Origin of the sequence: Bradyrhizobium sp. U87765 SZCCT0048, assembly GCF_018131225.1 — a bacterium.
Lineage (GTDB): Bacteria > Pseudomonadota > Alphaproteobacteria > Rhizobiales > Xanthobacteraceae > Bradyrhizobium_A.
Window position 1 is genome coordinate 2,962,734 of record NZ_JAFCMM010000001.1, and the last position, 17,876, is coordinate 2,980,609.

General features: G+C 66.8%; 5 protein-coding genes. 4 read left to right on the forward strand and 1 reads right to left on the reverse strand.

Annotated elements, in window-relative coordinates; genetic code table 11:
* The first annotated feature begins 31 nt into the window (after positions 1-31).
* The 4 genes from rnr (at position 32) to JQ639_RS13195 (ending at position 5,137) form a co-directional block, all read left to right on the forward strand.
* On the forward strand, positions 32-2,410 hold the full coding sequence (gene rnr / locus JQ639_RS13180) for a ribonuclease R (protein ID WP_211970894.1): 2,379 nt from the start codon (positions 32-34) through the stop codon (positions 2,408-2,410).
* Positions 2,407-2,847, forward strand: a complete 441-nt coding sequence (locus JQ639_RS13185) for a DUF983 domain-containing protein (protein WP_211970880.1) — start codon at positions 2,407-2,409, stop codon at positions 2,845-2,847. The genes rnr and JQ639_RS13185 overlap by 4 nt, the downstream gene beginning before the upstream one ends.
* Before the next feature lie 71 nt (positions 2,848-2,918).
* On the forward strand, positions 2,919-3,671 hold the full coding sequence (locus tag JQ639_RS13190) for an NUDIX hydrolase (RefSeq protein ID WP_211970875.1): 753 nt from the start codon (positions 2,919-2,921) through the stop codon (positions 3,669-3,671).
* A gap of 140 nt (positions 3,672-3,811) precedes the next feature.
* Positions 3,812-5,137, forward strand: coding sequence for an LLM class flavin-dependent oxidoreductase (locus tag JQ639_RS13195; protein WP_211970873.1), 1,326 nt, complete (start codon positions 3,812-3,814; stop codon positions 5,135-5,137).
* A 96-nt stretch (positions 5,138-5,233) separates the two neighbouring features.
* Here JQ639_RS13195 and JQ639_RS13200 read toward each other — a convergent pair whose 3' ends face one another.
* Positions 5,234-17,839 (reverse strand): filamentous hemagglutinin family protein, encoded by a 12,606-nt coding sequence (locus JQ639_RS13200; protein ID WP_211970871.1) that lies wholly within the window; start codon positions 17,837-17,839, stop codon positions 5,234-5,236.
* Positions 17,840-17,876 lie beyond the last annotated feature (37 nt).

Sequence of the window (17,876 nt, forward strand, 5' to 3'; positions counted from 1 at the left end):
ATCCGAAAATCGGGGAATCGGTTTTCGGCGCATGTCCAAAGCAACGAAAGACAAGACCTCATTGAAGAAGACCCCTCGCGCGCACGATGCGTTCCCTGACCGGGACAGCATCGTCGCGTTCATTCGCGCCCAGCCCGGCAAGGTCGGGACGCGCGAAATCGCCCGCGAATTCGGGCTCAAGAATGCCGCCCGCGTCGAGCTCAAGCGCATCCTGCGCGAACTCCGCGAGACCGGCGTCATCGCCAGGAAGGGCAAGGCCCTGCACGAGACGGCGACGCTGCCGCCGACCATCGTGGCCGACGTCACCGGCAAGGACGAGGACGGCGAGCTGCTCGCCGTACCCGCCGAATGGAGCGAGGACGGCGAACCGCCGAAAATCCGTCTCTACCTGCCCCGGCGGCCCCAGCCGGGCACCGCGGCCGCCGTCGGCGACCGCGCCCTGCTGCGCATCGATCGCATCGAGGGCGACGACGTCGCCGCCTATCGCGGCCGCGTCATCAAGATCCTCGACCAGGCGCGCAACCGCGTGCTCGGCATCTACCGCGCCCTGCCCCATGGCGGCGGCCGGTTGATTCCTGTCGACAAGAAGCAGGCCGGCCGCGAGCTGTCGATCGCCGAGGCCGACAGCGCCGGCGCCAGGGATGGCGACCTCGTCAGCGTCGACCTGCTGCGCAGCCGCGGCTATGGCCTGCCCGCGGGCCGGGTCAAGGAGCGGCTGGGCTCGCTGAGCACCGAGAAGGCCGTCAGCCTGATCGCGATCCATGCCCACGAGATTCCGCTGGAATTTCCGAGGCCCGTGCTGGACGAAGCCGAGGCCGCGCGCCCTGCGACGCTGGAAGGCCGCGAGGACTGGCGCGACATCGCGCTGGTCACCATCGATCCGCCCGACGCCAAGGACCATGACGACGCCGTGCACGCGATACCGGATCCCGATCCGGCCAACCGCGGCGGCTTCATCGTCCATGTCGCCATCGCCGACGTCGCGTTCTACGTGCGGCCGGGCTCTGCGCTCGACCGCGAAGCGCTCAAGCGCGGCAACTCGGTGTACTTCCCCGATCGCGTCGTGCCGATGCTGCCCGAGCGCATCTCCAACGACCTGTGCTCGCTGAAGCCATCCGAGCCGCGCGGCGCCCTCGCGGTACGCATGGTGATCGGCCCCGACGGCCGCAAGATCTCGCACACCTTCCACCGCGTGCTGATGCGCTCGGCGGCGAAGCTGAACTATGCACAGGCCCAGGCGGCGATCGACGGCCGGCCCGACGACATCACCGGCCCGCTGCTCAAGACCATCCTCGAGCCACTCTATGCCGCCTATGCCTGCGTCAAGCAGGCCCGCGACGCGCGCGACCCGCTCGATCTCGACCTGCCGGAACGCAAGATCCTGCTGAAGGCCGACGGCACCGTCGACCGTGTCGTGGTGCCCGAGCGCCTCGACGCCCACCGCCTGATCGAGGAATTCATGATCCTCGCCAACGTCGCCGCCGCGGAGACGCTGGAGAAGAAGTCGCTGCCGCTGATCTACCGCGTGCACGACCAGCCGACGGCGGAGAAGGTCCACAATCTTCAGGAATTCCTCAAGACACTGGACATGAACTTCGCCAAGAGCGGCGCGCTGCGTCCCGAAATGTTCAACCGCGTGCTGGCGCAGGTCAAGGGACACGACGCCGAACCGCTGGTCAACGAAGTGGTGCTGCGGTCGCAGTCGCAAGCCGAATATGCGTCGGAGAACTACGGCCATTTCGGCCTGAACCTGCGCCGCTACGCGCACTTCACCTCGCCGATCCGCCGCTACGCCGACCTCGTCGTGCACCGCGGCCTGATCCGCGCGCTCGGCCTCGGCGCCGGCGCCCTGCCCGATAACGAAACCGTCGAGACCCTCAACGAGATCGCCGCCAGCATCTCGCTGACCGAACGGCGCGCGATGAAGGCCGAGCGCGAGACCGCCGACCGCCTGATCGCACACTTCCTCGCCGACCGCGTCGGCGCGACCTTTACGGGGCGGATCTCCGGCGTCACGCGCGCCGGGCTGTTCGTCAAGCTGACCGACACCGGCGCCGACGGCCTCATTCCAATCCGCACGCTCGGCACCGAGTTCTACAACTATGACGAGGCCCGCCACGCGCTGATCGGCTCGCGCAGCGGAACCATGCATCGCCTCGGCGATGTCGTCGAGGTGCGCCTCGTCGAAGCCGCACCGGTCGCCGGTGCATTGCGCTTCGAGCTGCTGTCCGAAGGCACCACAGCGAGGAGCCGCCGCCGGCCGGAACGCGGCCGGGCGCCCGACGCCCGCCCTGCCGAGTTCCGCAAGGCGGCCGGCCACAACGACAAAACCGACCGCAAGCGCAAGCCGAAGAGCAAGGCCGGCAAGCATACTGCGCGCAAGGGCAAGCCAAAGAAGGGCAAGCGATGACACCGGACCCGCTGTCCACCTGGACCCCGAAAGACGCCGAGCCTCCCAGGCGCGACGCCTGGCTCGCAATCAAGCGCGGCTTCCGCTGCCGCTGCCCGCGCTGCGGCGAAGGCAAGGTGTTCCGCGCCTTCCTCAAGGTCGCCGACCGCTGCTCGGTGTGCGGCCAGGACTTCAGCCATCATCGCGCCGACGACTTGCCGGCCTATCTCGTGATCGTCATCGTCGGCCACATCGTGGTGCCGCTGGCACTGTGGATCGAGACCGACTATGCGCCGCCGGTGGCGCTGCAGCTCGCGATCTATCTGCCATTGACGGTGATCGCCTCGCTTGCTCTGCTGCAGCCGGTCAAGGGCGCGGTGGTGGCGCTGCAATGGGCGTTCCGGATGCACGGCTTCGACGACGAGGCCAAGCCGGACGCTTCCGCCTCGCAGAATTAGCGATCGCCGGCATGCCCGAGGACGGCAATTCAAAAAAGACAACACTTCAAGAACAACACGCAGGATCCGGGATGAACGCGCCACTGGCTTTTCCGAACAACAAGGACAAGGAAGACGACAGCCATCCCTATGTCCGCCCCAAGGATGCCGCGACGCTGATCCTGATCGATCGCAGCGGCAGCCGGCCGAAGGTGCTGGTCGGCAAACGCCACGACAAGGTGGTGTTCATGCCGGGCAAGTACGTGTTTCCCGGCGGCCGCGTCGACAAGACCGACAACCGCGTGCCGGTGGCCGCGCCGATCCCGCCCGCGCTCGAAGCAAGCCTGTTGCGCGGCCGGCCGAAGACCGAGCCGTCGCGCGCCCGCTCGCTCGCCGTCACCGCGATCCGCGAAGCCTGCGAGGAGACCGGCCTTTGCCTCGGCCGCAAGGTCGACGACAGCCGCGCCGTCAAACTCGACGGCGTGTGGAAGTCGTTCACCGACAACGGCCTGCTGCCCGATCCGTCGGGCCTGTTCCTGATCGCCCGGGCCATCACCCCGCCGGGACGCGTGCGGCGCTTCGACACCCGCTTCTTCTCGGCCGAGGCCTCCGCCATCACCCATCGCATTCCCGGCGTCGTGCATGCCGACGCCGAGCTCGTCGAGCTGGTATGGGTGGAGATCGGGTCGGAGCCGCTGGCGGATGCGCACAACATGACCAAGGCGGTTCTGCGCCAGCTCGAGATTCGCCTCGCCAATGGCCCGCTGCGCCACGACGCACCGATCCCGTTCTTCCACTGGTACGACGGCGCCATGCGCATGGACACGCTGACCGCGACGCTCTGACACCCTCGCCTTTCGGCGCGATGAAAAAGCCTCGTGCAACCCTGCATCGCGATGCCGGGGCACACCCTTGCGCGCAACCGCCGACGGCATAGATCAGTTCCCATCGTCACTGAGGTGATCATTTCGCGGGGGAATTCTGGATGGCCGGCCAACGTCAACTGCACCTCGGCGCGTTCATGCGCCCGATCAGCATTCACACCGGCGCCTGGCGCTATCCTGGCGCGTTTCCCGACGCGAATTTCAACCTTTCGCACATCAAACGTTTCATCCAGACGCTCGAGCGTGGAAAATTCGATGCGTTCTTCATGGCCGACCATCTGGCCGTGCTCAACATGCCGATCAACGCGCTCAAGCGCAGCCACACGGTGACGTCGTTCGAACCGTTCACCTTGCTCTCGGCACTGTCGGGCGCGACCGAGCGCATCGGCCTCGTCGCCACAGCATCAACAACATTTGACGAGCCCTATCACATCGCCCGGCGCTTCGCCTCGCTCGACCATATCAGTGGCGGCCGCGCCGGCTGGAATATCGTCACCACCTCCAATCCTGACGCCGCGCTGAACTTCGGCCTCGACGACCACATGGAGCATGACGAGCGCTACCGCCGCGCCCGCGAGTTCTACGATGTCGTCACCGGCCTGTGGGATTCCTTCGCCGACGATGCCTTCGTCCGCGACGTCGAGAGCGGCATCTACGTTGATCCACAGCGCATGCATGTCCTCAATCACAAGGGCAAGTATCTGTCAGTGCGCGGTCCGCTCAACATCGCGCGCCCGGTGCAGGGCTGGCCAGTGATCGTGCAGGCCGGCGCATCGGAAGCCGGCAGGCAGCTCGCCGCCGAGACCGCGGAAGTGATCTTCGGCGCTTCCGCCAACATTGCCGCCGGCCAGCAGTTCTACGCCGACGTCAAGGGCCGCCTCGACAAGCTCGGCCGCGACCGCGACCATCTCAAGATCCTGCCCGGCGCCTTCGTGCTGGTCGCCGACAGCGACGAGGAGGCGCGTGAAAGGCTCGCCCTGCTCGACAGCAGGGTGCACTACGATTCCGGCATCGCCTCGCTGTCGATCGCACTGGGGCACGACGCCTCGGGCTTCGATCCCGACGGCCCGCTGCCCGAGATTCCGGAGACCAACGCCAGCCAGAGCGGCCGCGCCCGCGTCGTCGAGGCAGCGCGGCGCGACAATCTCACGGTGCGCCAGCTAGCCCGCCGGCTCGGCGGCTATTCCGGCCTGAAGTTCATCGGCACGCCGAAGACCATTGCCGACCAGATGGAGGAATGGCTGGTGAGCGAAGCCAGCGACGGCTTCAACATCATGTTCCCCTACCTGCCGGAAGGCCTCGACGACTTCGTCAATCGCGTCGTGCCGGAACTGCAGCGCCGCGGCATCTTCCGCCGCGACTACGAGGGCGCGACGCTGCGCGAGCATCTCGGCCTGCCGCGGCCGAAGAACCGCTTTTTCGACTGATCGTCAGCCGGCGTTGCTGCCGGTCAGCCGAACACCATCCCTCGACGACGCTCCAAAGGGCCGGACGCAGCACGTCCGGCCCTGCGTCTTGATCGATCAGCGCGCGGCGAGGTTGCGCCGCTCCTCCTCCGTCAGCGCCTCCTGCTGGATCGGTGACAGCGTACCGTTGCCGACCAGCTGCAGCACGCTGTTGGTGTTGTAGCTCTGGTCGCGCGAACGCTTCCGATCATCGTCATCGCGCTTCGGCGACGCCGATCCGTCACCGCCGCCATAGCCCAGCACCTCGACCATGATGATCGATGGCTGGCCATCGTTGCGCGGCGGCGGCGCCGCCGCCTGCTGGGTTGCAGCCGTCGTATTGGAAGCTGCCGTCAGCGCCGCGGTCGGCGGTCCCTGAACGGTGGCGACCCCGGTAACCGTCCCCTGCCCGCTGATGTTGGCGGCATTCAGCACCTGCAGCGCAGCGAGGTTGAGATTGCCGGAGAAGCGGACACCCGCCTCGCCGAGGTCGATGGTGCCGAGCGGCGCCACCAGATCGATATTGCCGCGGGACACCTGCGGCAGCGGCTGCAGCGTCGCGAACCCGGCGCCGGATGCCGGCGCCGTCGGCGCCAGCGTCACATTGCCATAGCCGTCGTAGACGCGCTTCGGCGGCGAGAAGATCGTCGTCGTCTTCGAGCCGCGGCCGGCGTTGATGTCGCCGGTCGCCGACCACACCAGGATGTCACCGCCGAACGTGGTCATGACACGGCTCTGTCCGAGCAGCACGCTGCCGAGCGAGTAGATGTCGATGCTGCCCGCGCCTTGGGTGATGAGGCCGGCCTTGGCGCCGGGCGTGACGCCTTCCACGCCGACGAGCGTCTGCCCGCCCGGCGCCAGGATCTGGATGTCCCCGCCGAACTCCGTCCGGATGCCGGCATCGGCGAGGAATGTCCCGCCCGAACCGTTGGGTGCCAGACCGCTGAACATCGTGATGCCACCGGCGTAGGTGATCGGCTTGCCTTGGCCGTCGACACTCGGGAACAGCGTTGCAATGGCCTCACGGCCGCGGAGATAGCTGCCGTAGCGCTTGCTCGTCGGGTCGTTGTATTCGCGACCGCTGGCGGTCAGCTCGGCGTAATAGACCTGCCGGACGAATACACCTTGCTGCTCCGCCGGGAGGGCCAGGAAATAGCTCAGCGCGTCAGCTGCTGTTCCCTTGTAACCGAAGCGCTGCTGCAGCCACGTCAGCAACTCCTGGTCGTAGGCGTGCACCACCTTGCCGCTGCCGGCGAGCGCCGTGCCATCGCCGGGCAACTGATTGGCTGCATTGAAGTACAATTTTGCGAAGGCGGCATAATCAGGACCGTTGGCGCCGGCGCCGACGACTGTCGTGATGCCCGCACCGTTGGACTTGCTCAGCGAGCTGTTGAGCAGGTCGCCGACGCTCGCCAGCGTGCCGTAATATCCCTGATACAGGTTGCGGCCCGCTTCCACATCGAGCAATCCCGGACCGGCGATCGTCACCGACTGATAGATGATGTCGCGCCCGGCCCGGATCAGCGAAATGTCGTTCGGTCCGACGTTGAAGAACACATCCGGCGTCGTCCCTGTGCCCACGATGTCGCGCCCCGCGATCATCTGGAACGGCTTGGCGACCGTGTACCATGTCGTCAGCGCCGGCCTGAAGTCGAGCGTCGGGAAGTTCTGCAAGGCCTGGCCAACAATCAGGTCGACGATATCGACACCGGCGTAGATCAGCGCCGGCCGCGTGTCACCGGCATGCAGGTTGGTCGCGGTATCCGGCCCGAACGCGATCGGGCTGGTCCCGGTCATGGCATAGCCCGAGTCCGGACTGGCGTTGGTCGTGCCCGCGGCCACATTGCCAAAGGTCTGGGCAAAAACCGGATGGAACGGGGTGGCCACGCTGCTCATCGCCGCACCGGACATGGCCACGACCTGGGTCGAGCCATAGATCGAGCCGGCCGCCAGCAATTCGAGCTGGCCGAACGGCGACGGCATCAGCTCGATGGCCGGGAAGGAGAGCCCGGACCAGGGCTCTGCGAAGCGGATATTGCCATTGGCAGCCGCCACGATCAGCGTGCCGGGATAGAAGCCATTGCCGTTCTGCGTGGCGCCCTGCCCCGCATTGTTGACGTTCAAGGGCGCGACGTCGCCGCCAGCCGCGTACAGGCTGATCGACGTCGCGGGGGTCCACAAGGCAAAGCTCGAAGCCCCCCCGCCGGCATAGAACGTCCCGTTCGCGCTGAGCGTGTAGGGCGTGCCGTTCTGGTCGACCGGCACGCCCATGCCGGCATCCGCAGCACCGCCGAGAACGAGATCCCCGCGGGTGACGATACTGACGTTGCCGTCGCCCGGCGTCACCATCGGACCAGGCGTTTTGAGCGAACGTCTGAACGTGTTGGCGTCGAGCGCGCGCGGATCCAGCGACGAGAAATAGGCGCCGCTGGTGGCTTGAGCGAGCGCGCCGACCGCACCCGCAGTGATCGTGATGTTGCCGCGCAAATCGGCGATCGATCCGAAATAGTCGGCCCGCAGACCCGACGGGCCGGTGGGAATGACTGGATTGAGCACGCCACCGATCTTCACGACGAGATCGCCGCCGCCGGTCTGCACCAGCGTTCCATCCGACAGCACGCGTCCGGTGGACGCGACGGCGAGATCGAGGCCAGTCGAACCGTTGACGCTATTGAGGTTCAGCACCCCCGCGTTTCGCCCCGCGATAACCGTCAGGTTGCCGCCGCCGAGCGTACCGATGCCCTGGAAGCCGACCACGCTGGCGTCCGGGGACGTCGCACTGCCGTTTGTCGCGGCATAGGTGCCGAAATTGATCCACCACGACGTCGGCTGCGTGGCGAAGCCGCCACCGCCCTGCCGCCACAGCCAGTTGCCAGTTCGGTCGGTGTCGGCCCAGCGGATGGTGTTATCGGAGACCGCGATGTTGCCGGTGACGTCGCCCTGGGCGGAGACCAGCACGTCGCCGCCATGCTCGGGATACCAGGCTTGATATGCGGCCTGTGCGACTGCCGCCTTGCCGGCGTTGCTTGCGCCAAGCAACGTGCCATCGTTTTGCAAGCCGCGCGGCTGGTTGAAGGGATTGCTGCCATCGGACGCCGTGACCGGCGCCGACTGCGTGCCGGCGGTATAGACGCCATAGAGCGATTGCTCGCTGAAGCTGCCACCGGCGATCAGGTCGAGATTTCCCGTCCCCGTCCGCAGCACACTGGGCACCATGCCAAGCAATGTCGAATTGTCGACCACGACGCAAGCCGTGTTGCCGTAGTGCGAGCACCCATAGTCGTTAGGGCCGTTCGCGCTATATCTGGTGCCTCCATAATAGTAGAAATAGCTCTTGGTGTGCTTGACAGCGCTATGAGCGTCCGTGAGCGTGAGATTGCCGCTGACACCCGACGCCTTGAGGCCGCTCGCCGGGCGGACGATGCGCGTGTCGGCAGCCGCAAGGTCGGCGCCGGCAACGCCGCGGACAGACCATGACAGTGAGCCCTGTGGCAGCATCGGCGCGATGGCCACGAGCCCGCCTTGCAGGCGGGTCGGAGCGGTCGAGCTCGCCATTTGCACGTTGGTGCCGACCGGGATGATCCCCTCGAACGGCACATGGGTGTCGCTGTTGGTCGTCACCGCCGCCGTGAACACGCCAAGCGAAACTCCGGCGGGCCAGGTCATCGCGGTGATGCTGACGGTTGTCGGCAGCACAGAACCCGAAGCAAGCTGCGCGCCCGCCGGGATCGTCGTCGCCGATCCGAGCACCGTGCCGGCCGGATACAGCACGTTGCCGCTGCCATCGAGCACGTTACCGGTGAGCCGCGTGCCCGCGGGCAGCGTCACACCGGCCGCCAGCGTCACCGGGACCGGGATCGCGGTATTGGCGCTGATGGTCGCCGGGTTGATATTGATCGCATAGCGCAGCGACAACCCTGCAGTGTTGGGGAAGCTGGTGCCGCTGCTGAGCACCAACGGCAGCAACGTCTCCACGCTGCCCCTCTGCACGCCGGTCCAGAGCAGCCAGCTGTTGTCGTCCGGCGATGCGGGCGTCGGCGCAGGCATAAAGCCGTCGGAAACGCTGCCGACGATATCGAGATTGCCGCTGGCCCGCAGCACCAGCGCGCCAGGCTCACCTGAGCCATAAACGCCGGTCTTCTGGAAATTCGGGTTGATGCTCTGGTAGCGCAGGCCGGCGAGATCGAGATCGCCGGCCACTGTCAGGGTGCCGGTCGGGTTCGCTGCGCTGGGAACACCGTCGATCTCGACGCCGGGGCGCAGATGGAAGGCAGACGTGTAAGCTCTCAATCCCGCAAGACGCCCCTGCAGGCCGCCGTTGGCAAGCGCCGCGGTCATGAAAGCCTGATTTTGTACGTCGATCTGGTTGAGGCCGACAAAGCCCGTCGAGACCGACACCGGACTGGTGTCGCCATTGTCCTGGACGATGGTGCCGTAGGCATCGGTCGGCGCATACGTCCAGAAGCCGTTGACCGCGATGCTCTGCGCACCGCGGATGTTGAGCAGACCAGACGCATTGATGTTGATGTCGCCCGATGTTTCGCCGGTGCGCGAGGCATTGAGATTGATCTCGCCATAGGCGACGCCGTCCGGCGTTGACAGGTCGATGGTCGCGCCGCCCGCCAGCACGAGCTGACCGCGGGTCGCGGTCAGTTCGACATGGCCGCGGTTCTTGGCCTCGATCGGCTGGCGGTAGCTGTCGACCTGCAGCACGGTACCGTGGGCGTCGAGCACCGCGGTCGAGGCCAGCGTCAGGCCGTTGATGGCCGACAGGCGGATGGTGCCGGGCATCGCGCCCGATGCATCGATGGTGCCGACAACGGTGAGGCTGCCGCCATCGACCGAGACGGTGATGTTGTGCGCCCTGACGCCGTCGCCGATGACAAGATCGCCGGACTTGATATCGAAGCTGCGGCTGTCGAAGAAGCCGCCCTGGTTGAGCGTGGCGTTGAGGCCGGCGAAATCGGCGAGCGTACCGGCGGTGACGCTGAACGCGCCGCTGGTGGCCCCGGCGGTGGCGGCACCGTTCAAAGCGCCACCGAACGCGACCGCTCCATTGCCGGCATTGACGGTGATCGAGCCGGCATTGGCATGGATCGCCGAGACATCGATCACCGATCCAGCCGCCTGGGTCACATTGCCCTGCACGCTGTTGAGGATGACGGCGCCGCCGAAACCGTAGACGGTCGCGCGCTGGATCATCGACGGCTGGCCTGACAAGTCGAGGCGGCTGCCGGCGTTCAGAGTGATGTCGTTGGTGGCATTGACCACCAGCTTGCCGCTGGGCAGCAGGATGGTGCTGGCGATGGCGACGCTGTCACCGCTAAGGTCGATCTCGGCGCCCGACACCGTGGAGCTTGCGGTGCTCGGCGCGAGACCCGCGGGGGTGACGACATTGAGCGCGCCGCCTGCCGCATAGGCCATGATCGACTTCTGCACGCCGGTGAGCAGCGGCGTCGACAAGGTCAGGTTGCCGCCGGTGCCGCTCTGGCCGAACACCGCGCCTGCCGCGGTGCTTGGCGCCTGGTAGACGAACAGCGAGCTGTTGCCGGCCGAGACGATCTGCGTGCGGGCGACAAGGTTGACGTTGCCGAAGCCGTAGATGACCCGGCTCGCCGAGGTGGTGTCGAGTGAGACGAACTTGCCGAAGTCAATCTCATTCGCGACAAGATTGAGCGTCCCGCTCCCGGTCCCTGCCCCTCCCGCAAGCACCGGCGGGAGCGTCGCGCCGGTGATGCCGTTCCAGGCGATCCTGCCGGCGGCGATGGTCGCGCTGTCGCCGGCCGAGCCATAGCCGTAGATCGCCGGCGTGTTGAAGGTGAGGTTGATCCCCGCCGCGGTCGCATCGAGGCCGGTCGAGCCGAACACATTGATGGCATTGGCTGCGGCCAGCGTGATGGTCTGCAGCGCCGGCGCACCGTGGGTCGGGTCGCCATTGACCAGCGTGTTGAACAGCGCCTGGTTGAACAGCAGCCCCGCCGGAGATCCGGCCGCCGCGATGGTGGCATCATCGCCGATGTTGATCGTGCCGACCGCGAGCGTGATGTTGCGCGAGCCGAAGTGGGCCGATGGATCGAGGGTGGACACGCCATTGGTGGCGAACGCCAACGTTCCCTCGGAATAGAGCTGCGATCCGGCCCCGACCGTGATCGCTCCTGTTCCCTTCGAACCCAGGAATTGGAGGTCGCCATTCGACAGCGCCAGCACGGTCGTGCCCACGCTGGTCCCATAGCCGACGCCGAGCGAGGCGGAATCGTAAGGCGCGGGCCCCTGGCCGACGGTCGTCAGCGCCACATTGTTGCCGATGCTGATATTTCCGCCGATCAGGAACAGCTCGCCAGCCCTGAGCGTGACGCCATCGCGAATGAACAGATCGCTGCCACCCGACAATACCATGACGCCATCGATGATCGCCGCCAGGCCGTTGATCAGGAGGCGCGGCGCCGCGATGGCATTGAGATCGGACGCACGCACCGACGGATTGGCAAAGCCCTGCGTCGGCGCATCCGCATAGATTTCACCGACGTTCTTGAGCAACGCCTGCCCTGCGGCGCCACCTGCTCCGGCCTGGAACAGAGCGGTGCCGTCGAACGCCAGCGCGGATCCCGAAAGCTGTTGCGTCGGCGTCTCGAACTGCAGGAACAAGGTCTTGCCGTCGGCGGGCAGCAGCGGGCGTATGTTGCCGAACTGCGCCGCTTGGGCGACCATGAAGTCGCTGTAGCTCTGCTCGTTGTACTGGGAATAGCGGCGAACCGACGTTCCCGGCGTGACCAGGGCAAGCGACGTCAGGCTGCTGCGGATGCCGGTGTTGGCGATGCCGGTATAGGCCGAGGTCACATAGGTGCCGTTGCCGGTGGCGACCGCCCCCGGGACCGGCGTGGTGGTGGGCGCGCCAAGCTCGACGCGATAGGCGCCCGGCAGCAGCGCGTAGTTGGACGGCAGCAGCGTGTAGGTGCCGGCCGGCAGGCCCGGCACGCCCGCGGGGATCGTGATCTGCTGGCCGATCGCCGGGTCGCCCGCACCGTTTTCGGAAGCAACGGGGGCGTATGCCGAACCATAGCCCGGCACGATGGCATAGACCTTGTCCGAGGCCTTGCTCAGCGTCATCGCCGGATTGGCGCTGGCCAGCGGCGTGTTCAGCACGTTGACCGACCCGCCGCGTCCCGAGACGAACCCGGCGCCGGCAAGCGTGCCGCCCCCCGACAGATCCAGGATCGCCCCGCTCTGGACGTTGCCGAATTGCGTGTCGATCGTGATGCCGGACGCCTGGGTGCCCATGTTCGTCAGGGGCTTCGACGTGGCGCCGGCCCCGTTGTAGGTATAGGTCACGCCGTCCTGCGTGCCGCCGTAAGGAATGGTCACGCCCGCCATCGAGACGGAAGTGAGGCTGCCCGGCAGCAGGTCGACCCGTTGCGACACCATCGCCCGCGCGGACCCCGACATGAATTGGCCGAGCTGGATGCTGCCGAACGGAGCCCGAAGGACACCCCCCTGCTCGATGACCCGCGCGCCAAGCGTCAGGCTGCCGAACACGGACAGAGGTGCATCCGGAATGGTCGCGGTGCTCCGGCCGATGGTCAGGGTCGGCGGACTGTCCGGGTCGTAGCTGATATTGTTCTGTCCGACATAGACCGTGGCGACGACGTTCGTCGCCGGATAGATCTGCGCCGCAATCAGATCCAGATTCCAGTCCGTCTGGAGCATCGTCCCCTGCGGAGCCGTGGTCGACAGGAAACGAATGTCCCCCTGGCTGACCAGCCTGACCGAAGAGAAGCCGGGCGCGCGCATGCTGTTCGGCGCCGCCGCCGAGAAGGCGACCAGGCCCTGGATGTCGATCTGGTTGGCATCCGCCTCGAAGGTGGCGATGGTCGGTGATCCGGACGGCGGCGGGTTTTGAATGGTGCCGGTTACCTTGTTGTCCAGATTGCCGACGTAATTGCCCTGCAGCCGGATGTAAGGCGCCGACAGCCGCACGGTGCCGCTTGCGGGCGGCGCGGACGGAGCGGGGCCACCGGCCACGGCCGGTCCCGACGTGTACGCGGCCGCGTTGAGCGTCAGGCTCCGGTCGAGCGTGAGCGAGACATCGCCCGCAAACTGCATGTAGTCGCCGGAGCTCAGCGACAGCGAGCTGAACCCGCCATCCTTCACCATTTTGGTGCTGACCGTGGTCTGGCCGAAGATGAGCGAGGACGTCGGCATCCCCGGCGTCATGCTTGCCACCGACAATGGCGACGGCCGCTCCGTCTGAACGGTCATCACGCTGGGAAGTATCGCATTCGGCGGCAGGATCAACGACCAGCTTGAATCGCGCGGAAAGCTGGTGTCGGGGAACACCGGCGTGATGAGCGCGATCGACAGGCTGCCGCCCGCCGCGCCCGTACCGCCCGCGCCGGCATGAATGTCGCCATCGAGATACAGGCCGCTCCACGAGCTGAGTGAGATCGAGCCGCCGTTGCTGGCAAGATTCAGCGGCTGAGACGGCGTGCTGCCCCTCGTGCCGGCGGACAGATCGATCGCAACCTGCGTCCCGTCGGCATTGAGCTCGGCGCCCGGACGCAGGACCACGAACGCGCCGCCGCCGTTCAGGCTGATCGTGCCGCCATCGGATGCGACACCATAGGGCCGCCCCGCGGCGTCAGTCGCGCGATAGGCCAGTCCGGAGACATCAAGTGTGGCATCGGCGCCGATCCAGATCGACACGCCGCGGGCGTTGCCGTCCACGTCGAAATTGCGTGTCGCGTCCACGGCGCCATTGGCCTCGTTGACCATGGTGATGGTCCCGCCGCGCGCGGTCAGATTGCCGTTGACCGTGATCTGCCCGAAGGCATCGAGCGTGATGCCTTGCCCCGGATCGACGGCGATCGATGCCCGGTCGCCGATCACGATCGCCCCGCCGCTGCCGTTACCGGACTTGACCACCGAACGAAGCGCGATGCTTGCGCCGGCGCGCTGCGTGAGCGCCGCGGCCTGTGGATTTTCCAAGAACAGCGGAGGTAGCCACACCGATAGGGCGGACGCCGGATCGCTGCCGGCGCGCGTGCTGAAGCTCGCATCCGTGAAGCGGTAGACCGGCATCGTGGGTGCGACAGCAGTGCCGGCGCTCACCAGCACGCCCAACCCGCCATTGATGTCGTAGTTCGCAAAGCCCGAGCTGAACAGCGAAACGCCGAGCACATTGGCCGGCGCAACATTGGCTGCCAGCGGCAAGACTATCCCGATCGGAATCACGGTGCCCGTGATGTAAGTAATGGGCTGCGTCTGCACCGAGCCGGCTGTGTAGACCAACTGATAAGGCTGGATCGGAAAGCCGCTCGAGAAGACGCTCGAAGGAATAGTGGTTCCGGCTGGAATGGTCGAAAAATTTCCCTGGTAATAGACGATGGTCGCACCGGCCGGCAGCCAAGAGCCCTCCGGATAGGTCTGCCTTACGCCGTTGACCGTTGCATCGAACTGCATGCCCTTCGGCACCGTCCAGCCCTTCGCGGTCGGCCCGATGGGCAGGTCGCCTATCGCGATAGCGATGGGCGTCGGCACGTCGTAGGTAAGGACCGTGTGCCGATCGATCAGCGTGAACGGCAGCGGCGTTCCTGCCGGAATGGTCAGCGGCGCGGTCAGCTTCAGCGCGACGGGCGCCGCCGTGCCGGCCGCCAGCACGCCGCCCGCCAATGAGGCATTGTCGCCAATCAGGATGTTGCCGGGCGAGGAAATGGTGAGTGTGCCGCCGCCCGTCACGCCATAGGCACGGATCGCGCTGCCGAACGAGAGAGTCACGTTCCCTGGGTCGCCTCCGAAGGTATCGCCGGCGATGACCGTGACATTGCCGCCCTTGCCGCCCTGCGTCTTGCCGTTGGCGAGGATGGCGCCGCCGGACGACACGTCAATGGTGCTGCCGCCCGCGAGCGTGACGTTGCCGGTGGCGTCGAAGGTGACGTTGCCACCGTTGAGGAAGGCAAGCTGCGAAAGACTGGCGGGATCCGCCGCGCCATTGACCCACAGGCCGCGCGTGTCGATGGTGACGCCGGTTTCCAGGGTCAGCTGGACGTTGCCGACCGCTGGCGTCAGCACGGTATCGCCCTGGGCGCCGTTGAGAATGTTGCTGATCCGGACGCTGCCCGAGGGCGCGGTCACATTGGCGGCGATGTCCACGACCGGCGCGGTCAGCTTGACTTGCGCGCCCGGCGCAAGGTTCAGCGGCGCATCGACCGCAATCTTGTTGCCGGTGTTGATGTTGAGGCCGCCGAGACCATAGCTGTTCAGGGTCGGCGCATCGAAATACGCGGTGTTGGCGCGATCTGCCGACAGCGCATCGGTCGCGCCGATCTGCCTGGTGGCCGGCGTGACGCGGTCGAACTTCACGTCGGTGTTGTAGGCACCGGCCAGGCCGTAGGTATTGTACTGGCCGAGCGCCAGCGTGCCCGCGAGCGGTGCGCTGTTCTGCGTCTGCTTATAGCCGTCGGTCACGGCCGCGGCGCGCGCGTTGGCCTGCCGCAATCCGGTGACGACATCGGCGACGATCTTGCCCTCGAACACCGAAGTCGGCGTCGACAGGATGAGCTGGCCGGCATCACGCCCGATGGTGTAACCGTCCTGCCAGATGCCGCCGCCGACGCCGAGCGGGCTGGCATAGATCTCGGTCAGTTTCGGATCGTTCTTGCCGCCCTGGTTATGCAGCACCACAAAGCCGCTCACCACCGCGGAATAGGTCAGATTGGCCGGGGCACTGTTGATGTTGTAGACGCGGCCGTCACTGCCGAGCACATAGGTCTGCGACAGGAAACCGCCCTGGTAGGTGACCGAACCACCGGAGATGTTGAAGATCGAGCCCTGCTGCGCCACCACCTCCGGCGCCGACAGCGTGATGGTGCCGCCGACCGCGGTCCATTCGCCGATGGTGTGCCGCGTGTTGCTGAGATAGCCCGAGACCTCAAGGAGACCACCAGCCGTATAATAGCGATCCGTGGCGTAGCCGCCAGTGCCGGCCGGCACCAGCGTGAGGTTGCGCGCATCGATCCAGACGTTCTGGTTGAACAGCAGCCCGCTGTCGCGATTCTGCGGCGAGTCGCGCAGCTCGTTGCCCTGGATGTTGACGCTGATGGCGTTGGCGTCCATCGGCAGCAGCACGCCCCGCACGCCGGAGACGTCGAGCGTCGCGCCGTTCTCGGTGAACACGCGCTTGCCGGCCGACACGGCGATCTGGCCGCCCTGGGCCATGGTGACGGAGCCGTTCTGGAAGTTGACAAGACCGCCGGTGACGATCTCGACACGGGACTGGTCCTTGCGATCCCTCACCGTCGACAGATTGTCGAACAGACCGATGGCTGCCCCGTTGGGTCCGGACGCTGCGATCAGCGCATCGCGCTGGGAGTTCAGCGCGGTATCGGCTGAGCTCCGCTCCGGCAGGATGACGCTCAGGCTGTTGCCGGTGAGCGTGACACTGCCACTGGCATCGCTCGCCGAGTTGAGCAGGTGGATGGTGCCGCGCTGGTTGACGGACGTCGTCGAGACCAGAGCACCATCCTGGATCAGAGTGCGGCCGGCCAGCGTGATGTCACCCTGTTGCGACAGGATCAGGCCGGCGTTGCCGACGGTGCCGCTCGCGCTGCCGGCATAGAGGATCGGCGCCACCTCGTTGCCGTTGGTGGTCGAGAACTGGTTGCCCGCGGTGCCGTAGCCGGCGCGCAGCACGAAGTCGTCGCCGGCCGCGAGCAGCGCCTGGCCCTTCGGCGTGGCGATGGTGCCGCCGTTGCGCACCTCGGTGCCGAGCAACGCCACGAAGCCGCCGCCGGCGGTCACGGACGCCGGGGCGTTCGTGCTGATCAGCGCGCCGTTCTCGACGATGATCTTGGCCCCCGCGCCGGTGAAGCTCGGCAGATAGCCATTGCTGCCGCCCGTATCCGAATAGATGCCCTTGGTGAGGAACTGCTGGTCGGTGATGCCCGCGGTCGAGGCGATCAGCGAGCCGACATTGATCTGGCTGGCGCCACCGAAAATGATGCCGTTCTGGTTGATCACCAGCACCTGCCCCGGCGCATTGATCTGGCCGAGGATCTGGCTCGGGCCCGTGTTGCCGGTGACGCGGTTCAGCGCAGTCCAGCTCGCCGCCTGCTGGTTGAAGTTGACCGTGGTCTGCGCGCCGACATTGAACGTCTGCCAGTTCAGGATCGCCTGCGGCGCGGTCTGGTTGATGGTGACGGTTGTCCCGTTGCCATTCGCGCTCTGCACCGGCGCATTGGCGCCGCTCCAGGTTCCATTGGGCGCGACCTGCAGGCCGCCTGCACCAAGGCCATTGGGCACGGTGATCTGCGGCAGCGTCGCCGAGCGCTGCGCAGCCGCCGCAGCAGCACGCGCGGCGGCTTGCGCGCCCTGCATTGCCTGGATCGCCTCGATCGACCGCCGCATCGCGCTCTGGCCCTGCTGGGCCGCGGCGGCCGCCTGCTGCGCCGCCAGCGCCGCAGCGTCCGTGACATAGGTCGTCGCCGGAATGCCGACGCCGCCGCCGAGCTGCGCCGCGGAGACCTGCTCGGCGGCCACCAGCAGCGTCAGCAGGCTAGTGCCGGCCAGCAAGGCGGCCCGCGAGATCAGCCCGGTCGGCCGCGCCAGGGGTAACGGCGCGCTGCGCGAGACGACGCGGCGCGAACGACGGACCTTGGCATCGCCCGTGGTGGCTTTGGCGCGGAACGACATGGGAGAAATCCTCTGGGCAAGCAGTGCGAGGGACGGC

What these genes read in the sequence shown, in the direction of transcription:
- rnr (WP_211970894.1), top strand. Translation starts at nt 32, where the DNA reads ATGTCCAAAGCAACGAAAGACAAGACCTCATTGAAGAAGACCCCTCGC.
- JQ639_RS13185 (WP_211970880.1), top strand. Translation starts at nt 2,407, where the DNA reads ATGACACCGGACCCGCTGTCCACCTGGACCCCGAAAGACGCCGAGCCT.
- JQ639_RS13190 (WP_211970875.1), top strand. Translation starts at nt 2,919, where the DNA reads ATGAACGCGCCACTGGCTTTTCCGAACAACAAGGACAAGGAAGACGAC.
- JQ639_RS13195 (WP_211970873.1), top strand. Translation starts at nt 3,812, where the DNA reads ATGGCCGGCCAACGTCAACTGCACCTCGGCGCGTTCATGCGCCCGATC.
- JQ639_RS13200 (WP_211970871.1), bottom strand. Translation starts at nt 17,839, where the DNA reads ATGTCGTTCCGCGCCAAAGCCACCACGGGCGATGCCAAGGTCCGTCGT.